12 protein-coding genes are annotated in these 16214 nt (G+C 38.3%); 4 read left to right on the top strand and 8 right to left on the bottom strand.

Annotation, left to right across the window (positions count from 1 at the left end):
* Window positions 1-6 precede the first annotated feature (6 nt).
* Complete coding sequence (locus LEP1GSC203_RS07770) at window positions 7-717, bottom strand: hypothetical protein (RefSeq protein ID WP_002973374.1); 711 nt, start codon at window positions 715-717, stop codon at window positions 7-9.
* 37 nt (window positions 718-754) lie between these two features.
* Window positions 755-1672, bottom strand: coding sequence for a sigma-70 family RNA polymerase sigma factor (locus LEP1GSC203_RS07765; RefSeq protein WP_002973485.1), 918 nt, complete (start codon window positions 1670-1672; stop codon window positions 755-757).
* Window positions 1673-1717: 45 nt separating this feature from the next.
* Between LEP1GSC203_RS07765 and LEP1GSC203_RS07760 the strand changes: the two genes are divergently transcribed.
* Window positions 1718-2632, top strand: coding sequence for a M23 family metallopeptidase (locus LEP1GSC203_RS07760; RefSeq protein WP_002973216.1), 915 nt, complete (start codon window positions 1718-1720; stop codon window positions 2630-2632).
* A 31-nt stretch (window positions 2633-2663) separates the two neighbouring features.
* Here the strand turns inward: LEP1GSC203_RS07760 and LEP1GSC203_RS07755 are convergent, their stop codons facing one another.
* The 3 genes from LEP1GSC203_RS07755 to dnaE all read right to left on the bottom strand — a co-directional run bounded on the left by LEP1GSC203_RS07755 (window position 2664) and on the right by dnaE (window position 9245).
* Window positions 2664-4562, bottom strand: a complete 1899-nt coding sequence (locus LEP1GSC203_RS07755) for an AMP-dependent synthetase/ligase (protein WP_002973313.1) — start codon at window positions 4560-4562, stop codon at window positions 2664-2666.
* Window positions 4563-4641: 79 nt separating this feature from the next.
* Window positions 4642-5694: an AraC family transcriptional regulator gene (locus LEP1GSC203_RS07750; protein ID WP_408605597.1), complete on the bottom strand. Its 1053-nt coding sequence runs from the start codon at window positions 5692-5694 to the stop codon at window positions 4642-4644.
* A gap of 53 nt (window positions 5695-5747) precedes the next feature.
* The gene (gene dnaE, locus LEP1GSC203_RS07745) at window positions 5748-9245 is read right to left on the bottom strand and encodes a DNA polymerase III subunit alpha (RefSeq protein WP_039937510.1); all 3498 of its coding nucleotides are present in this window, start codon (window positions 9243-9245) and stop codon (window positions 5748-5750) included.
* A gap of 163 nt (window positions 9246-9408) precedes the next feature.
* On the opposite strand from dnaE, the gene cobT reads away from it, so the two are divergent.
* From cobT to LEP1GSC203_RS07730, 3 genes are read left to right on the top strand one after another with little or no spacing between them, the layout of a single operon-like run.
* Complete coding sequence (gene cobT / locus LEP1GSC203_RS07740; protein ID WP_002973220.1) at window positions 9409-10464, top strand: nicotinate-nucleotide--dimethylbenzimidazole phosphoribosyltransferase; 1056 nt, start codon at window positions 9409-9411, stop codon at window positions 10462-10464.
* 8 nt (window positions 10465-10472) lie between these two features.
* A complete protein-coding gene (locus tag LEP1GSC203_RS07735; RefSeq protein ID WP_002973469.1) occupies window positions 10473-11294 on the top strand; it encodes an adenosylcobinamide-GDP ribazoletransferase in 822 nt (273 codons plus the stop codon).
* Entirely contained in the window at window positions 11279-11872 is a 594-nt protein-coding gene (locus LEP1GSC203_RS07730; protein WP_002973447.1) for a histidine phosphatase family protein, read from the top strand. Before LEP1GSC203_RS07735 ends, LEP1GSC203_RS07730 begins: the two co-directional genes overlap by 16 nt.
* Before the next feature lie 6 nt (window positions 11873-11878).
* Here LEP1GSC203_RS07730 and gatB read toward each other — a convergent pair whose 3' ends face one another.
* The 3 genes from gatB to LEP1GSC203_RS07715 all read right to left on the bottom strand — a co-directional run bounded on the left by gatB (window position 11879) and on the right by LEP1GSC203_RS07715 (window position 16169).
* On the bottom strand, window positions 11879-13342 hold the full coding sequence (gene gatB / locus LEP1GSC203_RS07725; RefSeq protein WP_039937583.1) for an Asp-tRNA(Asn)/Glu-tRNA(Gln) amidotransferase subunit GatB: 1464 nt from the start codon (window positions 13340-13342) through the stop codon (window positions 11879-11881).
* 59 nt (window positions 13343-13401) lie between these two features.
* Window positions 13402-14505, bottom strand: coding sequence for a bacteriohemerythrin (locus tag LEP1GSC203_RS07720; protein WP_002973511.1), 1104 nt, complete (start codon window positions 14503-14505; stop codon window positions 13402-13404).
* Window positions 14506-14693: 188 nt separating this feature from the next.
* Window positions 14694-16169, bottom strand: coding sequence for an aldehyde dehydrogenase family protein (locus LEP1GSC203_RS07715; protein ID WP_002973439.1), 1476 nt, complete (start codon window positions 16167-16169; stop codon window positions 14694-14696).
* Window positions 16170-16214: the final 45 nt, after the last annotated feature.

Below are 16214 nucleotides of genomic sequence, written 5' to 3'. Positions count from 1 at the left end.
ATGAACCTATCCGACGAGGATAGACAAGTCAAACGATTTTGATTGGCCTGGACCTACAAACTCAATGGTGTAACTACCAGGGATTAACCCCGAGAAGCTTGCACTGCCTTCTAAATTGATTTTACTAGAAAGGATGAACCTTCCCTCTCGGCGAAGGTTCACTTGTTGGAAGGCAGGGGTTCCTTCTGCTTTGACAGAAAGATACACTTCTTCTTGGTTTTCCTTCACAATTTGATAATAGAATTTCTGGTTTTCGCTGGTGGTTTCTTCAAAGATAACAGAATTAGCATCTCCGGAACGAACCTCAGCAGAAGCAGAACGCATCGAAGGAGCAAATTCAAAACTTTCTCGAATTTGTAAAGACTCCACAAGACTATCAATCACCCGAATTCCGGATTGCGTGAGACGAACGATGAGGCTATCTTTCTTCTCTGGTAAGATGAGGTTCTTACGTGTGTATTCTTTTAAAAATTCAGGTAAAGGAAGAGGAACTTTGCCCATAGTCAGATCTGCTTTTGCCAAATCCCAAGACTCAGCGTAGGTGTGGTTTGCCACCGTTTCTTGGCGCAAACTAGCAAAGAAGGCTTCTTCACAAAACCAATAGGCATCCTGCAAATCAGGATGATTTTGCAACTCATCCTCACTCGAAAACTCTCCACGGACAAAAAGTCCCCTGGCTAGTTCCAGTACCTCTACGTTAAAACCCTGATTTTCCATGTGGACCCCCCACCCTGTAAAAGTATGACGAAGGAAATTAGTCCTCTCCAGCCATAGAATGCATTTTTTTTTGCATTTTTTCTAAGACCCGGAGCAAAGTGACGCTGACACCACCTTCGGAAATCCCTAAAATTCTGGCAATCTCTCGGTAAGGGGTGCGGACAAGAAAGTGTCCCTTTTGCTTTTTTTCGATTAGCTTTTTCCTTTGTTCATACTTTTTGGCGAGTGCATGGTCCAATCGCTCTTTATAATATAATGCCTCTACCGAATCACCCTGGGCTTTGGATTTCTTTTGTTCTTTCAGATCTAGAATATTCAAATATAGAGCTGTGATCTTATCTTCCATTTTTAAGTTTTCTTCTTCGCGGCCAGAGAGGTCTTCTCTAAGCTTTAAAACTTCAACACGAATTTCCTCTTCCGAACGGTTTGTTTTTTCTGAAATGAAACGGATTTCTTCCGGATCCAAATGGAGGTAATAAACAAATGACAATTTGAAAACAACTCGGTTCTCTATTTTGATTGTGGAGAGTACGGAATGGAACTGATCCGAGACGTCAATGGCCAATGCAAGAGCTTCCGAACGTTTGTCTGGTTCGTCTTCGATGGTGCTGTATTCTTTCCCATCTCTATTGACTTTAGAAATCGTTTGGGTTTTGACTTCCCGTTTAGTGCGCTGCCAATCGATCAGTAAATTTCTGAGTACGGAGAAAAACCAAGTTTTAAAGCTGGATTTTCCCACAAAACTTTTGAATCGTTTTCCTGTTTTTAAACGTTCAAAAGCGTAGATATAATAATCAGAAGCATCATCCTCACTTAGGTGAAAAACTCGGATGGGAAAGTTGTATATATCTTGTGAATAGATATCAAAAAATGTCTGCAGAGACTTTTCATCTCCAGCACCACATGCCTTTACAATCTCTAAAATTTCTTCATTGGTATGAGAAGTCAGTTTCATTATATACTTTCCTAAAAAGTAACCTGCCAGGAGACTTCTCTAAACATGAGAAGTATTGTTGTAGTATTGAGTCTCTTGGCAAGTTTTATTTTAGCGGACGAACCTGTCTCTGATACAAAACCAGAGTTTGTTTGGCCCATCCAGGGCTTAGAATTGCCTGCGCTCATCACAAGCACCTTTGGTGAGTCAAGAAAAGACCATTTTCACAATGGACTCGACATTTCTTCCGTTTTACAACCTGTCAAAAGTATGAGCCAGGGATTTATCCTATACTCCCGTTATGCGGAGGATGACCCTTTTGAAGACGAACGTGGCTCGGGCAATATAGTCTGGATAGCACATAAAAATGGTTATGTGAGCGGTTATTACCATTTAGGTGGCACGAGAAATGAAGTAGTCCGCACCGGCAAACAGGTCTCTGCTGGTGATACCATTGGGATCTCTGGAAACACAGGCCATTCCACTGGTGGACATTTACATTTTGTTCTTGGAAAGGATTATGGGAAAACTCTGCTCGATCCCCTGGCCTTCCTTCCCCCTATAGAGGACACAATGCCTCCACAAATTGCCAACCTCTTCATCCATGTAGGTGAAAATTATACAAATCTAAATGATGGCGACAATATCAATGTATCCAAAGCTTTTCCCTTAACAGTAAGCATCATTGATGGTGGTGTCAAAAATAGCCAGCGAAGAGGAGTAAAGGAAGTGAAGTTCTTTTTTAACGGAGAAACTTACAAAGAGGCCACTTTCGGCTCCCTTCGCTTTGACTCAGGAAAATGGAAAACCAAAGAAGGACATAGTTTTGATGATCTGTTTTTTAAAGATCGATATTTGGTTGGAGTTCTCAATTTAAAAGCAGGAGAAAATACCATCAAAGTAAAAACGAAGGACTTTAGCGGACAAGAATCGGAAAGAGGATTCAGCATCAACATAACAAGAATTAGCGGAGGGAACTAAACCCTCCCTAATCTTTTATTTCAGATAATTTTTAGTTGTTGGAATACAATTTTGCAATTTCTGATTTGTATTTGTCTGTGATTACATGTCTCTTTAAGGATAGTTTTGCGGTGAGTTCGTCTCCCACTTCAAATGGTTTTGGCAAAACCACAACCCCCACAACCCTTTCAAAAGATTTAAATCCCGTCTGCGCATTGACCTTTGTTTTGATTTCTGTTTCAATTTTTTGAATCACTTCTTTTTTGTTCCAGAATTCTCCAGTAAGAGGCTCTTCAAATCGAGAAATGTTTGGATACACAAGTACACTTAAATACTTTTGATCTTGACCAACGACCATACACTGATCAATCCATTCTGACTCTAAAATTTTTGATTCTATAGGAACTGGCTCCACATTTTCACCACCTAACAAAACAATGGTTTCCTTTGATCTTCCTACAATTCTCAAATTATGATTTGCAGTAAAAATTCCTAAGTCACCAGTATTTAACCAACCATCCACCAAAACCTTATTCGTTGCATCTGGATTTTTATAATAACCAGCCATCACTTGTTTTCCCTTCACATGGATTTCGCCCTTTCTTCCGAATACAAATTTACCTGTTTCTGTATCTAAAAAAACTTCGCCAGTTTGTAAATCAACAAGCCTTAAATGTGTTTTTGGAAATATCCTACCTACTGAACCTGGAATGATTTCTTCGAATGTCCGCATAGCAAGCACAGGTGCTGTTTCAGTCATTCCATATCCTTCTAACACAGGAATTCCAATAGTATTAAAAAATTCATCTACATGATAAGGAAGTGCACCTCCACCAGAACAAGAACCTTTTAGTTCTCCCCCCGTGGCCTTTCGAATCTTAGATAAAACTAAAAAATCAAAAAACAAATGAGGCAAACTTACCAGAAAAAATCGATACAAGTGATAAACAAAACGAAGGGTTTGTTTCCAAAAAACAACAGGGTGGATGTCCAAAACATTTCCTGTGATGATTTGTCTCGAAACAAAAAATCTTTTGGCAAAGAACATCGCAATATGAAACATTTTTTGTTTTACCGTTGATGACTTGGCAAGAGTTCCCAAAATTCCTGAATAGATACTTTCCCAAAGTCTTGGGGCCGATGCCATAAAGTTGGGTTTCACAAATCTTAAATCTTCTTTTAATGTACGAACACTGCTGTAGTAAGTACAAGCTCCATAGTACAATGTAAAGATTTCAAAAATTCTTTCAAAGATATGCCAAATAGGTAAGATGGATAAAGTTCTATCCCCTTTCTGCAAACGAATTGGGAGGTTTTGTAATTGAAATAAAATGTTTCCTTGGGTCAACATGACACCTTTCGGTGTTCCTGTAGTTCCCGAAGTGTAGATCATAGTAAATAGGTCTGATTCTTTTATCGTACTATTCAGAAATAAAGTATCTGTTTGGTCGACTTTACGAAGTTCTTTTCCCTTTGCGGCTAGCTCTTGCAAGGTGGAAATCTTAATTTTCCGGGAACTCATTTCTTTATTTCCCTCTTTAGGTGGATATATGATTACAATTTCTTTTAAAAATTCTAACTCAGATTCCAATCGAATCACTCTTTTGAACACAGCTTCATTTTCTACAAATAGAATCTTTGATTCTGAATGATTTAAAATGTAAAGTATATCGTGATCTGTTACATCAGATGCTCTTGGTACGTCAACGGCACCAAGTAGTGTCACTGCGATGCTGGTTTGGATCCACTCATACGCATTGTCTGCAAAAATGGCGACCTTTTCTCTTTCTGATAAACTCGGCCGGAGTCCAAATGCCAAATCCTTTGCATCTGAAAGCAAGTTGTTGTAAGTTTTATATTCGTAAACACCAGCACCTACTCGGGTGGCAAAAGAATTTTTCTGCCCGAATCTCGCCGGAAGATTTAAATAAAAATCAATCATAGTTCGCATTGAATTTCCTCGTTACAAACCCAATTCTAACGAAAGAAATTGGAACTGTCGTCTTGGAGAATTCTTTGAGACCTTGGATTTAGATAGATTTTGATTGTTTACGAAATTCGGAAGGAGTTGTACCGACTGTTTCTAAAAATACTCGATTGAAAGTTGATTTAGAATTAAATCCAACGGCATCTGCAATAGAAAGAATGGATCTTTCTTCAGATTCCAATAACAAACGTTTTGCCTCATCGATCCTGTATTGATTGATGTATTGATAAAATCCAAATCCATAACGTTTGTGAAAGTATTCGGAAAGTTGTCCCGGTTTGACCTCTGCCATATCGGCGAGTTTAGAAAGGCTAAGATCTTCATCACAAAATACTTTTTCGCGCATAAGTTCATATAACCTTTGATCGATGGTTTCTAATTGAACCGATACCAATTTGGATTTTTCGTATTTATTTCTTTGGATACTATCTCGAACATCGCTGACAAAAGGAGTCCAAAGTTCACGAGTAAAATAATAAAAATACATAAGGATTGGCAAAAGATAAGCACTGAGTTTACGAAAAAAAACAATTTGAAAAGTAAACCCAATACTTCCGAGTAACAAGTCGATCCAAATCAAAAGGATAAATATGAGAGAGTAAATGGCTTTTTTCGTAAAGAAGACGGACATCCTTACATTCGGAATCCATTCTTTGACAAGAAATATTCCCACAGAAAGTAAAATAGAAACTTTGATTCCGAAGTTAAGGCCAACGATGATAGAACCATATTCTGATTTATCCAAAAGTCCTAAAATTTCCAATCGTTCTGTATCGGTTCCTGAATAAAAAGGAATCAAAAATAGAACAGAGACAATCGCGGGAATAAAATGATAAACTTTGATTTGGATGGGTTTTTCCAAAAACAAAAATTCTAAGTATAAATAGAGTAATGTAGATGATAGAAAAACAAAAGGGATATGGGTGAGTGCAATCGAAGGAAGATAGTGATAAAAACCAGTGAACATAAAGGCCCCGGTGAGTAACCAAAGCCCTGTAGAAAATAAAACAAACGACCAAACAAATCCAGAAACACTACGATTGCGGACCAAATGAGAGAGAGACCAAATCAAACAAAAGACGGACCCCGAACCCATCCAAAGAAACTCTAATAATAAAGTTAAAGTAAGAGAAGGAGACTCCACAAACTTTATCCGAAAACTCTCACTTCTTCGCCAACCGTATAACGAACTGAACCTTTACCAAGAATATCGGTTAACATCTTCATCAGGTCAGAAGAAATTTCGATGGAAAAATGATCGTGTGCTCGTATCACTTTTTTTTCATCACCTTTTCCAACCAAATGAAAAAACACTGAAGATGCACCACGATGCACTGATAAAATGTCTTGGAGTTTCAAAATCACATCTCGATTTTTTTCTTCTAACATATTGATTGTTAAATGGAGTGTTTTCTCCATTTTCTTTTCAATCGTTACAGAATTTAGTTCTTCAAGTTTGTTGACTATTATTTGACCCTTTAACTCTGATTCGTCGGCATCTAGTCGTTCCAAAATTCCACGAATAAATACCGTATTGTCCTCTGTGAACAAATGTTTGAATTCTGCATAGGTTTTTGGAAAGGCTACACATTCGATCTCACCGGTTTGGTCCTCGATCATAAAGTTAACAAACTCTTCTTTTTTCTTAGTGAGTTTTACTACTTTTTTTGAAAGAACCCCAGCAATTTCTACCTTGGATTTAGGTCGCACCTCTTCCAAGTTTTCAATGGTAGTTGGATTGAGTGTTTTTAATTGTTCGGTAAATTTATCTAGTGGATGGCCAGAAAGATAAAGCCCTGTTGTTTCTTTTTCTCTTCGAAGAAGTTCATCGCCATTCCATTCAATTCCATCTTTGGGAAGATTTAGATTTTCTTCTCCGCCACCGTTGACACCGCCAAACAGAGAAAATTGGCCTTCTTTTTCTTCAGCTTGTTTTTTGTTGGCATAGTTAAGAATGATATCTGTGGATTCAGAAATGGTTTTCCTTGAATAACCAAATGAGTCGAAGGCTCCACCTTGTGCAAGTGACTCGAGGACCTTTTTGTTTGCAAGCCTTGTATCTAGCTTCTTTGTGAAGTCTCCCAATTGGTTGTATCCACCAATGGAATTGCGATTGGAAATAATATTTTCTGCGGCAAGTTCTCCCACTCCCTTGATCGAAGATAGACCAAATCGAACGGTTTTGTCGTCAGTGATTTCAAAAGAAATTCCCGACTCTTTGACATCGGGACCTAAAATGCGAATACCCATTTCTTTGGCGTTATTGATGTATTTTACCACATCCGTAATTTTGGAATGATCACCTGATAAAAGAGCTGTTAAGTATTCAATGGAATAATTAGCTTTTAAGTAAGCGGTTTGGTAAGTAACAAAGGCATAAGCAACCGAGTGAGATTTGTTAAATCCATACTCACCAAATTTTTCTAACTGTTCAAATAGTTCAATGGCAAGTTTTTCGTTGATCTTTTTTTCGATGGCACCTTTTACAAATTTTTCTTTTAAGGCTGGGAGTTTGGATTTGTCTTTTTTGGCCATCGCCTTACGAAGTACATCCGAGTCTCCTACAGAATACCCACCCATAATCCGGGAGATACCCATTACCTGCTCTTGGTAGACAACCACTCCGTAAGTTTCCCCTAACACTTCTGCTAAACTTTCATGGGGGAATACTACTTTCTTTTTCCCGTTTTTACGATCTAAATAATCATCCAACATCCCTGATCCCATAGGACCAGGTCGATATAACGCAAGTAAGGCGGCAATTTCTTCAAATTTTTGCACTTGGGCTTTGGCAAAAAGATCTCGGATCCCGGATGAAGAATCTAACTGGAATATCCCAAGGACATTGGCTTTTCGTAATAAACTAAAGGTGGCCGCATCATCTAAAGGAATTTTATCTAAATCGATTAAAATTCCATGTCGTTTTTCAATGAGTTTGGTTGCATGATGGATGGTAGTTAAGTTTTTTAAACCTAAAATATCCATTTTGATGAGTCCCACTTGTTCCGACATGTTTTTGTCGTATTGTGTGACAATGGATCGACCATCTCTACCAGGTTCGCTGACTGTAGATAAAGGAACTATTTCTTCTAGGGCAGTAGGAGCAATGACAACACCGGCAGCATGTCTTCCCACCTGACGATAGTTACCCTCTAATTTTTGAGCAATATAAAATACTTTTTTGTTTAAATCAGATTTTTCTGCAATATCACGAAGGTCTTTCGATGTATCAACAGCTTCTTGGATGGTAATTCCCAATTTTTTTGGAAAAAGTTTACTCATCTCATTCACTTCAGAAAATGGAACATTAAAAACACGAGCCACGTCTTTGATGGCAGCTTTGGCAGCAAGAGATCCAAAGGTAATGATTTGTCCTACTCGGTTCTCGCCGTATTTATGTTTGATATAATTAATAACTTCTTCTCGCCTTTCTACGCAAAAATCCGTATCAATATCTGGCATATCCTTTCTATCGGGATTGAGGAATCTTTCAAAAAGAAGATTGTATCGGATGGGATCGACATTTGTAATTCCCAAAGCATAAGCAATAATCGATCCTGCAGCAGAACCGCGACCGGGACCAACAGGAATTCCCGCTCGCCTAGCAAAGTTTATATAGTCTTGTACAATTAAAAAGTATCCGGCAAAATGCATATTACGAATCGTTTGCATTTCATATTCCGTTCTTTCTCGTACAATAGGTGTTATATCCTGGTATTTTTCTTTGATTCCTTCCCATACTAGTTTTTCTAAATAACTATCGGTATCAAATCCTGCAGGGACTTCAAATGGAGGAAGGAGTGGATTTCCAAATTGGAAATTTAAGGAACATTTATCACGAATGGCTAAAGTATTATAAAAAGCATCTTTATGATCAGGAAAAATGTTAATCATTTCCGCAGGTGATTTTACATAAAAGTTTTCGTTGAAGCCAAAACGCATTTCATCATCGATGTTTTTGCGCATTCCGATGCGAAGTAAAATATCTTGAGCTTCTCTATCATCCTTTGTGAGAAAGTGTGAATCATTTGTAAGTACAAGAGGGATTCCTGTTCGTTTCGAAAATCCCATGACTGCTTCAGCAACTGTTCGTTGTTCTGGAATTCCATGATCTTGGATTTCTAAATAAAAATCTTCTTTGCGGAAAATTTCGTGTAACCGACCAGCTAACGCATACGCTTTATCTTCTTTGCCTTCTAGAATCTTTCGATTGACTTCCCCTGCAAGGCAAGCTGTTAAACAAACAAGACCTTCGCTATACCTTTCCAAAAGATCATAATCAATCCTTGGTTTGCGATAGAAACCTTCAGTGAAGGACCTACTTGCAAGTTTAATGATATTTTTATAACCAATTTCGTTTTTACAAAGTAAGATGATATGATATGCACCACCGTCAGCGATTTCATCCAGTTCTGTTTCGGCACTGCGAGAAGGGGTTACATAAAATTCACACCCAATGATGGGTTTAACATCGTGTTTGACTGCTTCTTTATAGAACTCAATCGCTCCATACATGTTCCCATGGTCAGTGATGGCAACAGAACTCATCCCCAGTTCCTTCACACGTTTCATCAAATCGCTGATCCGTATGGCCCCGTCCAACATGGAATAGGTAGTATGTAAATGAAGGTGAGCGAAATCGTCCATGGCTTGGTGACATAGTAACTCCGACGGGTTCCTACGTAAAGCGCCCCAAGGACGGAAATTCGGATTTTTTTTGGCCCAAATAGCCAATTCCCAAACCTCCCTGCCCCGTCCAAGCCCAAAAACGATGGAAGCGGATACCGGTTCGGTTAGACTGGTTTTGTTTATGTCACCATTTTCCCTACCCTCCATTTCTCCTGTAACCGATGTTTTGCGAAACTCCATCCGCAGTAAAATAGACAATAAAACCAAACCGTTAGGTTCCTTAGGTGATTTGGAGACCATTGCCATGCAATTGGCAGAAATCCAAAATACCCTTTCTCCTGAGCTAAAAAATCCAAAGCTCATACTATTTGCGGCAGACCATGGAATTACCGAAGAACCCGTCTCCTTATATCCTAAAGATGTTACTTGGCAAATGGTTTTGAACTTTTTATCTGGGGGGGCCTGTGCTAATGTCTTCGCCAAACACAGTCATATCGATGTGGAAGTTGTGGATGCGGGAGTAGATCATGATTGGGATCAAAATGCACCAAAACCAATCGAACGAAAAATTCGAAAAGGTACATCTAACTTTTTGAAAACAAAAGCTATGTCATTAGAAGAAGCAAAAGAAACCATTGGTAATGGGATTGAACTTCTGTCTGAAAAACAATACCAAGATACAAATATCTTTTTATTTGGGGAAATGGGAATTGGAAATACATCTGCAGCATCTCTTATCTTATCTCATCTAACAGACATTCCACTAAGAAAACTTGTGGGACGTGGTACGGGACTCAACAACAGCGGAAAAGAACATAAATTCAAAATCCTTTCTGAAGCATTTGAAAGAACAGGAAAACTAAACGATCCATTAGAAATCCTTTCAGAATTTGGTGGATTCGAAATTGGAATGATGGCAGGAGCAATGATCGGTGCTTCTGCACATAGAAAAACATTTGTTGTCGATGGTTTTATCTCTACAGCAGCATTTGCAATTGCTTATGCACTAAACCCAGCAGTGAAATATTACTCCATTTTTTCACATTTATCGGAAGAAGAAGGACATACCGTCGTTTTAGAACATTGGAAGATAAAACCCCTCCTTCGGCTCAATCTTCGTTTAGGAGAGGGAAGTGGTGCACTTGCGGCTTTTCCACTCATTGAACTCAGTGTAAAATTTCTTAATGAAATGGCTTCCTTTGCTGATGCTGGTGTTAGCAATTCGGATTCAAAATAAAAATTTATATGCAATATTTATTAAGAGAAATTCGCCTCTTCTTTGTTTGTTTATCATTTCTATCCCGAATTCCCTCACCTAAGTGGATTGGTTTCCAAGAAGAATGGTTACATAAATCAATCAAATACTCACCGACTGTGGGAATATTTCTTGGAACTTTTCAATGGATTGTTTATATCATTTTCCAATTAATGTTTGGTCCAAACATTGCGTTTGTAATCTCCTTAGGATTTTTATTAATTCTAACAGGTGCCTTTCACGAAGATGGATTTTCTGATTTTTGTGACGGGATTGGAGGTGGTTGGAAAAGAGAAGATATTTTACGAATTATGAAGGATAGTCGGGTCGGTAGTTTTGGAGCTGCTGGAATTTCCCTATTACTTGTTCTTAAAATTTCAGGTGCCTCACAGTCACTAGCATCCACCGGATTTCGATGGAACCAGTTGCATTTTTTTTGGAATCACCAACTAATTTCGATTTGGTTGTATTTTGTTTCTGCTCATAGTTTGAGTCGATTTTTTTCGGTAATCATGATGTTAGTCCTTCCCTATGCCAAAGAAGAAGGGTATGCAAAACCAATGGCAAAAGAAATTACTTGGCCACAAACTCTTTTTGCATGTTTTGCAGGTCTCGTTCCTTTTCTCTTGTTATCATACCAACATCCGCAATTTGTTTTTAGTTTGGTTATGATCATTCCCAGTTTATACTATATGTATTCGCTTATGAAACGTTGGATCGGTGGTTTTACTGGCGATTGTTTAGGAGCCGTCCAACAAGTGGTAGAAACTTGTATCTGGATTTCGGGAGTGTTTGTATGGACCTATATTTAATTCGCCATCCAGAAACTATAGCACCGAAAGGAACTTGTTATGGAAGGACTGATTTTCCTCTCAAATATCCAGTAGAAGATACAGCGGATTCTACTTTTCCTCATTTACCACCAAACTTTGACCATTTCCTTTCGAGTCCTGCTCCCAGAGCTTTAAAACTTTCCTCCGCTTTACTTTCCAAATACAATTTCACCTCAACAGATCATTCATCAATACCAACTGACGAACGTTTGTGGGAAATGAACTTTGGAGATTGGGACGGAAAACTTTGGGAAGAAATTCCGAGAAAAGAAACCATCCCTTGGATGAAAGATTTTGTCAATGCCAGGACTCCCGGCGGGGAAGCATTCACTGACCTGATCCTTCGAATGGATGCATTTATAGGAGATTGGAAAGATGGTGGGTTTTTAAGAACAGAATGGGAAAAAACAAACGATAAATCACTATCCTCACTCATCGTTGTTTGTCATTCCGGCCCAATTCGAGCCGTACTTTGCAAACATTTAGGAACTCCGTATGAAGAAGCGTTTAAATCGCCTGTGGACTTTGGTTCTGTCCACAAGTTGGAACTCCCCTAACGAACGCTAAACTTTCTTTTTTTCGCCGAGCGGGCCAAGTTTAGCTAATATCAGCTCGTTTACAAGTTTTGGATCAGCTTTGCCTTTGGTTTCTTTCATCACACCACCGACAATGGCACCAAGCACACGGTCTTTTCCGTTTTTCCAACCTTCGACTGATTCTGGTTGGGATTCAATCACTCGAATTACAATTTCTTCTAATGCTTTGTCATCGCGAACTACTTTCAGACCTTTTGATTCGACAATGGCTTCTGGTTGGTCTTTGGTAGTTAACATATCTTCAAAAATAGATTTTGCTATCTTACCCGTGATTTCTCCAGAATTGATCAGTTTCACAAGTTTACCTATACGTAATGGATCAATTGCAAATTCCTGAATCGAAATATTTTCTTTGTTAACGATCCCGAGAATTTCATCTTTTACCCAGTTGGATGTTTTTTTAGCATCCCCCGAAACAAGAAGGGCTTCTTCAAAATATTCAGCAATTTCACGTTCGCTTGTTAACACTTCGGCATCGTATTCAGGAAGTCCCAGTTCTGTTTTGTATCGTTCTTTTTTCTGCCTAGGTAGTTCAGGTAAAGTTTTACGAATGTCTTCAATAAAAGAATCTGAGATTTGGATGGTAGGTAAGTCAGGTTCAGGAAAGTAACGATAGTCATGGCTCATTTCCTTGGAACGCATAGGAATGGTTTTGAGTAATGTAGCATCCCAAAGTTTTGTCATCTGACGGAATGACTCACCACGAGAATATACATCTTTTTGCCACTCGATTTCATAGTCTATCGCTTGTTTTACGGCCTTAAAAGAGTTGAGATTTTTGATTTCTACGCGAGTCCTAAATCCTTTTTCTCCTTTAGGTCGAATGGAAACGTTTGCATCACATCGAAGTGAACCTTCTTCCATATTACAATCTGAAACTTGAATGTATCGTAATATTGTTTTTAATTCATTTAAATAAACGTATGCTTCATCAGAAGAACGTAAATCAGGTTCAGAAACGATTTCAATGAGTGGAGTTCCCGCACGATTATAATCTACATAAGATCTATTGATTGATGGGTCATGAGAATGGATCAGTTTTCCCGCATCCTCTTCCATATGAATTCGCGTTAGGGGAATGAACTTTTCTTCTGTTTCTCCTTTTAACTTAATATGAATTCCACCTTGTGTTGCATAAGGTTTATCAAATTGAGAAATCTGGTATCCTTTTGGTAAATCTGGATAAAAATAATTTTTACGATCAAATTTTGTAAAACGAGTGATTTCACATCCGAGGGCAACTCCGGCACGAACTGCCTTTTCGAGAACAACTTCGTTTAGCACTGGTAAGGTGCCGGGTAAAGCCACACAAAGTGTTGAAATATGAGTATTGGGACTACCACCGAATTCGTTCGTAGCCGTAGAAAATATTTTAGATAGAGTGTTGAGCTGGACGTGGACTTCCAGACCGATGATGACTTCGTATTCCATGGGTTTGGAAACAGGATTTTCCCGGAAAATCAACCTGGCAATTCAATTTCCGAAAGAAATTAATCAAGCGGGTCGGGAGCCGATTGCATTACCAGTTTATATAGGTTTTTTTGCTCTCTAGAGATGGTAATTTCGCCAGTTTGGTGCAGTTTTTTCGTAAACTCAGAAAGTTCTCTCACTCGAGATTCAAATGCCAGACCAATTTTTTTATCCTCAAGAGCAATATGGGACAAAAGCCAGTTTCGTAAGTCCTGGACCAAATGCAATCCAGCCCGAGGATTTCCTAATTTAAATTCATCGTTTCTAGTTTTGATAAAATCAATAAACCGTTTGTGTTGGTTCATATGGTTAACCACATCAGTATATCGAAAGTATCTCATGATTTTATCTTCCACACCAAAATGGTCTTTTGTATATTCAATTGCTGCAGCGATTACTTTGTGGAAAGTTTCACTGGCACCATCACCTAACTTCAATGAATGGTCAAGCTCTACAATCATTTTCAAAAGCCAAATGTGTTGTAAATCTATGATCGGAATTCCAGTGGAAAGATTATATGTTTTCCAAATATTTCTGATTTCTTGAATTGTATCAATAGATTGTTCGTGTAGTGAAATATGAGTTGTGTCCATTTGAATTATGTTTTGATAAATCAAAAGTTGTTCTTTGGAAATCGGATATTTACCTGACTTTAAAATTTCAATACAGTAAGACTTTAAATCAATACCACTTGCTTTAAAAAACTCTGCATAATCTGTATCATCATGTAAAATATGTTGAAATAGCCATTTTTTAAGGATTTGTAAAATACCCAAAGCAGCCATTTGACTATTTTTTGCTTCATAGTATTTTTCTGTTAATCGTTCTACAAATTTTCGGTGTCCTTGTATATGTTCGGAAAATTTTGGATAGTTAAAGTGTTCCAGGATATCTTCTTCTAATGCAAAATGTTCTGCAACATAGTCCAAAGCTTTTCGAAATGAGGAATGTACATCAACATCCGACCCTTCTTTTTCAGACTCTACGATTGTTTCTTCTAACTCAAGAATGATATGAACCAACCAAACATGTTGTAAGTCAATGATGGGAATTCCCAAATGGAAAGGTTCACTTAACCAAGTGATTCGTAAGGAATCTAAATGTGCGGAGTAATCCTTCTGCATGTTTCCACAAAAATAATCACCCGTGCGATGTCACTGAATTAGAATCATTGTAGGAGTTGATATTTATCAGTACTTTCGAAAAAACGAGAATATTGATAAAGAGATAAAAAATATAAAGATTTTGTAGCGAATTCAATAGGTACACTCCCGAAGATTCCCCAGGAGTGTGCCATCTTTAAGCGAAAAAACTAAACGAAAAATTTAGTAGTTAACTTTACCATAAGTCTCACAAAACCAGAGTAAGGTGGATACATTAATTTAGCGATAGATGCCTTAGGGGTTTGTAAAACAGACCTTTCATGGGAAAAAGTTTTGAAACCAAAAATTCCATGGTAACTTCCATGCCCAGAATGATTTACCCCACCAAAAGGAAGGTTTGGATTTACTAAGTGAAGGATGACATCATTAATCACCGCCCCACCGGAACTGGTTCTACGTAACACATATTTAGAAGTACTTCTCTTTTTTGTGAATATATACAACGCTAGCGGCTTTGGTTTTTCATTGATGATGTGGATGGCTTCATCCAAAGTTTTGTAAGTAACTATCGGAAGCAGTGGTCCAAAAATTTCGTCTTCCATAATTCGTGAATCCAAAGATACATTCGTAAGAATGGTTGGAGAAATAAAGTTATCTGAACTTCTTGTTTCTCCACCATAGGCAATTTTGGCACCTTTTTTCACAGCATCATCTATATAAGATGACACTCTTCCAAAGTTCTTTGCGTTCACGATTCGACAAAAATCTGCACTCGCTGTAAAATTTTCGGGTTTGGATTTAAAGAAACTTTCCGTTGTTTCTTTGGCATTTTTTACAAATTCATCAACTTTGGATTCAGGAATCAAAAGATAATCGGGGGCCACACAGGTTTGACCGGCATTTAAAAATTTTCCCCACATGATTCTTTCTGCAGCCACTTTCATGTCGGCGTCTTCCGCAACAATGGAAGGTGACTTACCACCTAACTCAAGTGTCACGCTTGTAAGGTTTTTTGCAGCAGCTGTCATAACAATTTTACCAACAGGAGTAGAGCCAGTAAAAAAGATATGATCAAAGGGCACTTCCAAAAGTGCAGTTGCAACAGCAACATCACCTTCAAATACAGCAACTTCTTCTTCAGAGAATACTTCACTTAACATTGCTTTGATGACATCAGCGGTATGTGGAGTGAACTCAGAAGGTTTCAACATTACCGTATTGCCCGCAGCAATCGCTGCAGCCAATGGAGCAATGGCTAGGTGGAATGGATAGTTCCAAGGAGCAATGATAAGACAAACTCCTTTTGGTTCATAAACAATGCGACTTGTTGCACCCAAAAGAGTTGGTGGAGTCATTACATTTTTTGGACGCATCCAATGTTTTACATGGCGAATCGCATCATTGATTTCAGCAATAGTTGGAAGAATTTCAGTAATGTCTACTTCGCCAGATGATTTTTTAAAATCAGCATGAAGGGCTGTTTGGATTTCTTTTTGGAATTTAAGGACAACATCTTTCAGCTTCTTTAGTTTTACGATGCGAGTTTTGTAATTCGACAATCGAAGTTCCAAAGCCTTTTTCTTTTGGGCTGTGAAGATACGGTCAATATCAGATGGAGTAAAACTTTTTGTTTGGATCACAGCCTTTCCAGCAGTTGGGGCTTGTGTAAGAGTGGCTTGGGTCATGGGAATCTCCGTATTACTGACTCTCGTTCATTTAGAGAGGAAATT

Origin of the sequence: Leptospira terpstrae serovar Hualin str. LT 11-33 = ATCC 700639 (assembly GCF_000332495.1) — a bacterium.
GTDB lineage: Bacteria > Spirochaetota > Leptospiria > Leptospirales > Leptospiraceae > Leptospira_A > Leptospira_A terpstrae.
Note: the sequence above shows the minus strand (reverse complement) of the source record. Positions and strands in the feature narration are given on the sequence as shown.

Bases quoted from the DNA above. Each gene is read 5' to 3' on its own strand.
- cobT (WP_002973220.1), top strand. From the start codon at position 9,409: ATGTCACCATTTTCCCTACCCTCCATTTCTCCTGTAACCGATGTTTTG.
- LEP1GSC203_RS07760 (WP_002973216.1), top strand. From the start codon at position 1,718: ATGAGAAGTATTGTTGTAGTATTGAGTCTCTTGGCAAGTTTTATTTTA.
- LEP1GSC203_RS07755 (WP_002973313.1), bottom strand. From the start codon at position 4,562: ATGCGAACTATGATTGATTTTTATTTAAATCTTCCGGCGAGATTCGGG.
- LEP1GSC203_RS07770 (WP_002973374.1), bottom strand. From the start codon at position 717: ATGGAAAATCAGGGTTTTAACGTAGAGGTACTGGAACTAGCCAGGGGA.
- LEP1GSC203_RS07735 (WP_002973469.1), top strand. From the start codon at position 10,473: ATGCAATATTTATTAAGAGAAATTCGCCTCTTCTTTGTTTGTTTATCA.
- LEP1GSC203_RS07720 (WP_002973511.1), bottom strand. From the start codon at position 14,505: ATGCAGAAGGATTACTCCGCACATTTAGATTCCTTACGAATCACTTGG.
- dnaE (WP_039937510.1), bottom strand. From the start codon at position 9,245: ATGGACGATTTCGCTCACCTTCATTTACATACTACCTATTCCATGTTG.
- LEP1GSC203_RS07730 (WP_002973447.1), top strand. From the start codon at position 11,279: ATGGACCTATATTTAATTCGCCATCCAGAAACTATAGCACCGAAAGGA.
- gatB (WP_039937583.1), bottom strand. From the start codon at position 13,342: ATGGAATACGAAGTCATCATCGGTCTGGAAGTCCACGTCCAGCTCAAC.
- LEP1GSC203_RS07750 (WP_408605597.1), bottom strand. From the start codon at position 5,694: ATGGGTTCGGGGTCCGTCTTTTGTTTGATTTGGTCTCTCTCTCATTTG.
- LEP1GSC203_RS07765 (WP_002973485.1), bottom strand. From the start codon at position 1,672: ATGAAACTGACTTCTCATACCAATGAAGAAATTTTAGAGATTGTAAAG.
- LEP1GSC203_RS07715 (WP_002973439.1), bottom strand. From the start codon at position 16,169: ATGACCCAAGCCACTCTTACACAAGCCCCAACTGCTGGAAAGGCTGTG.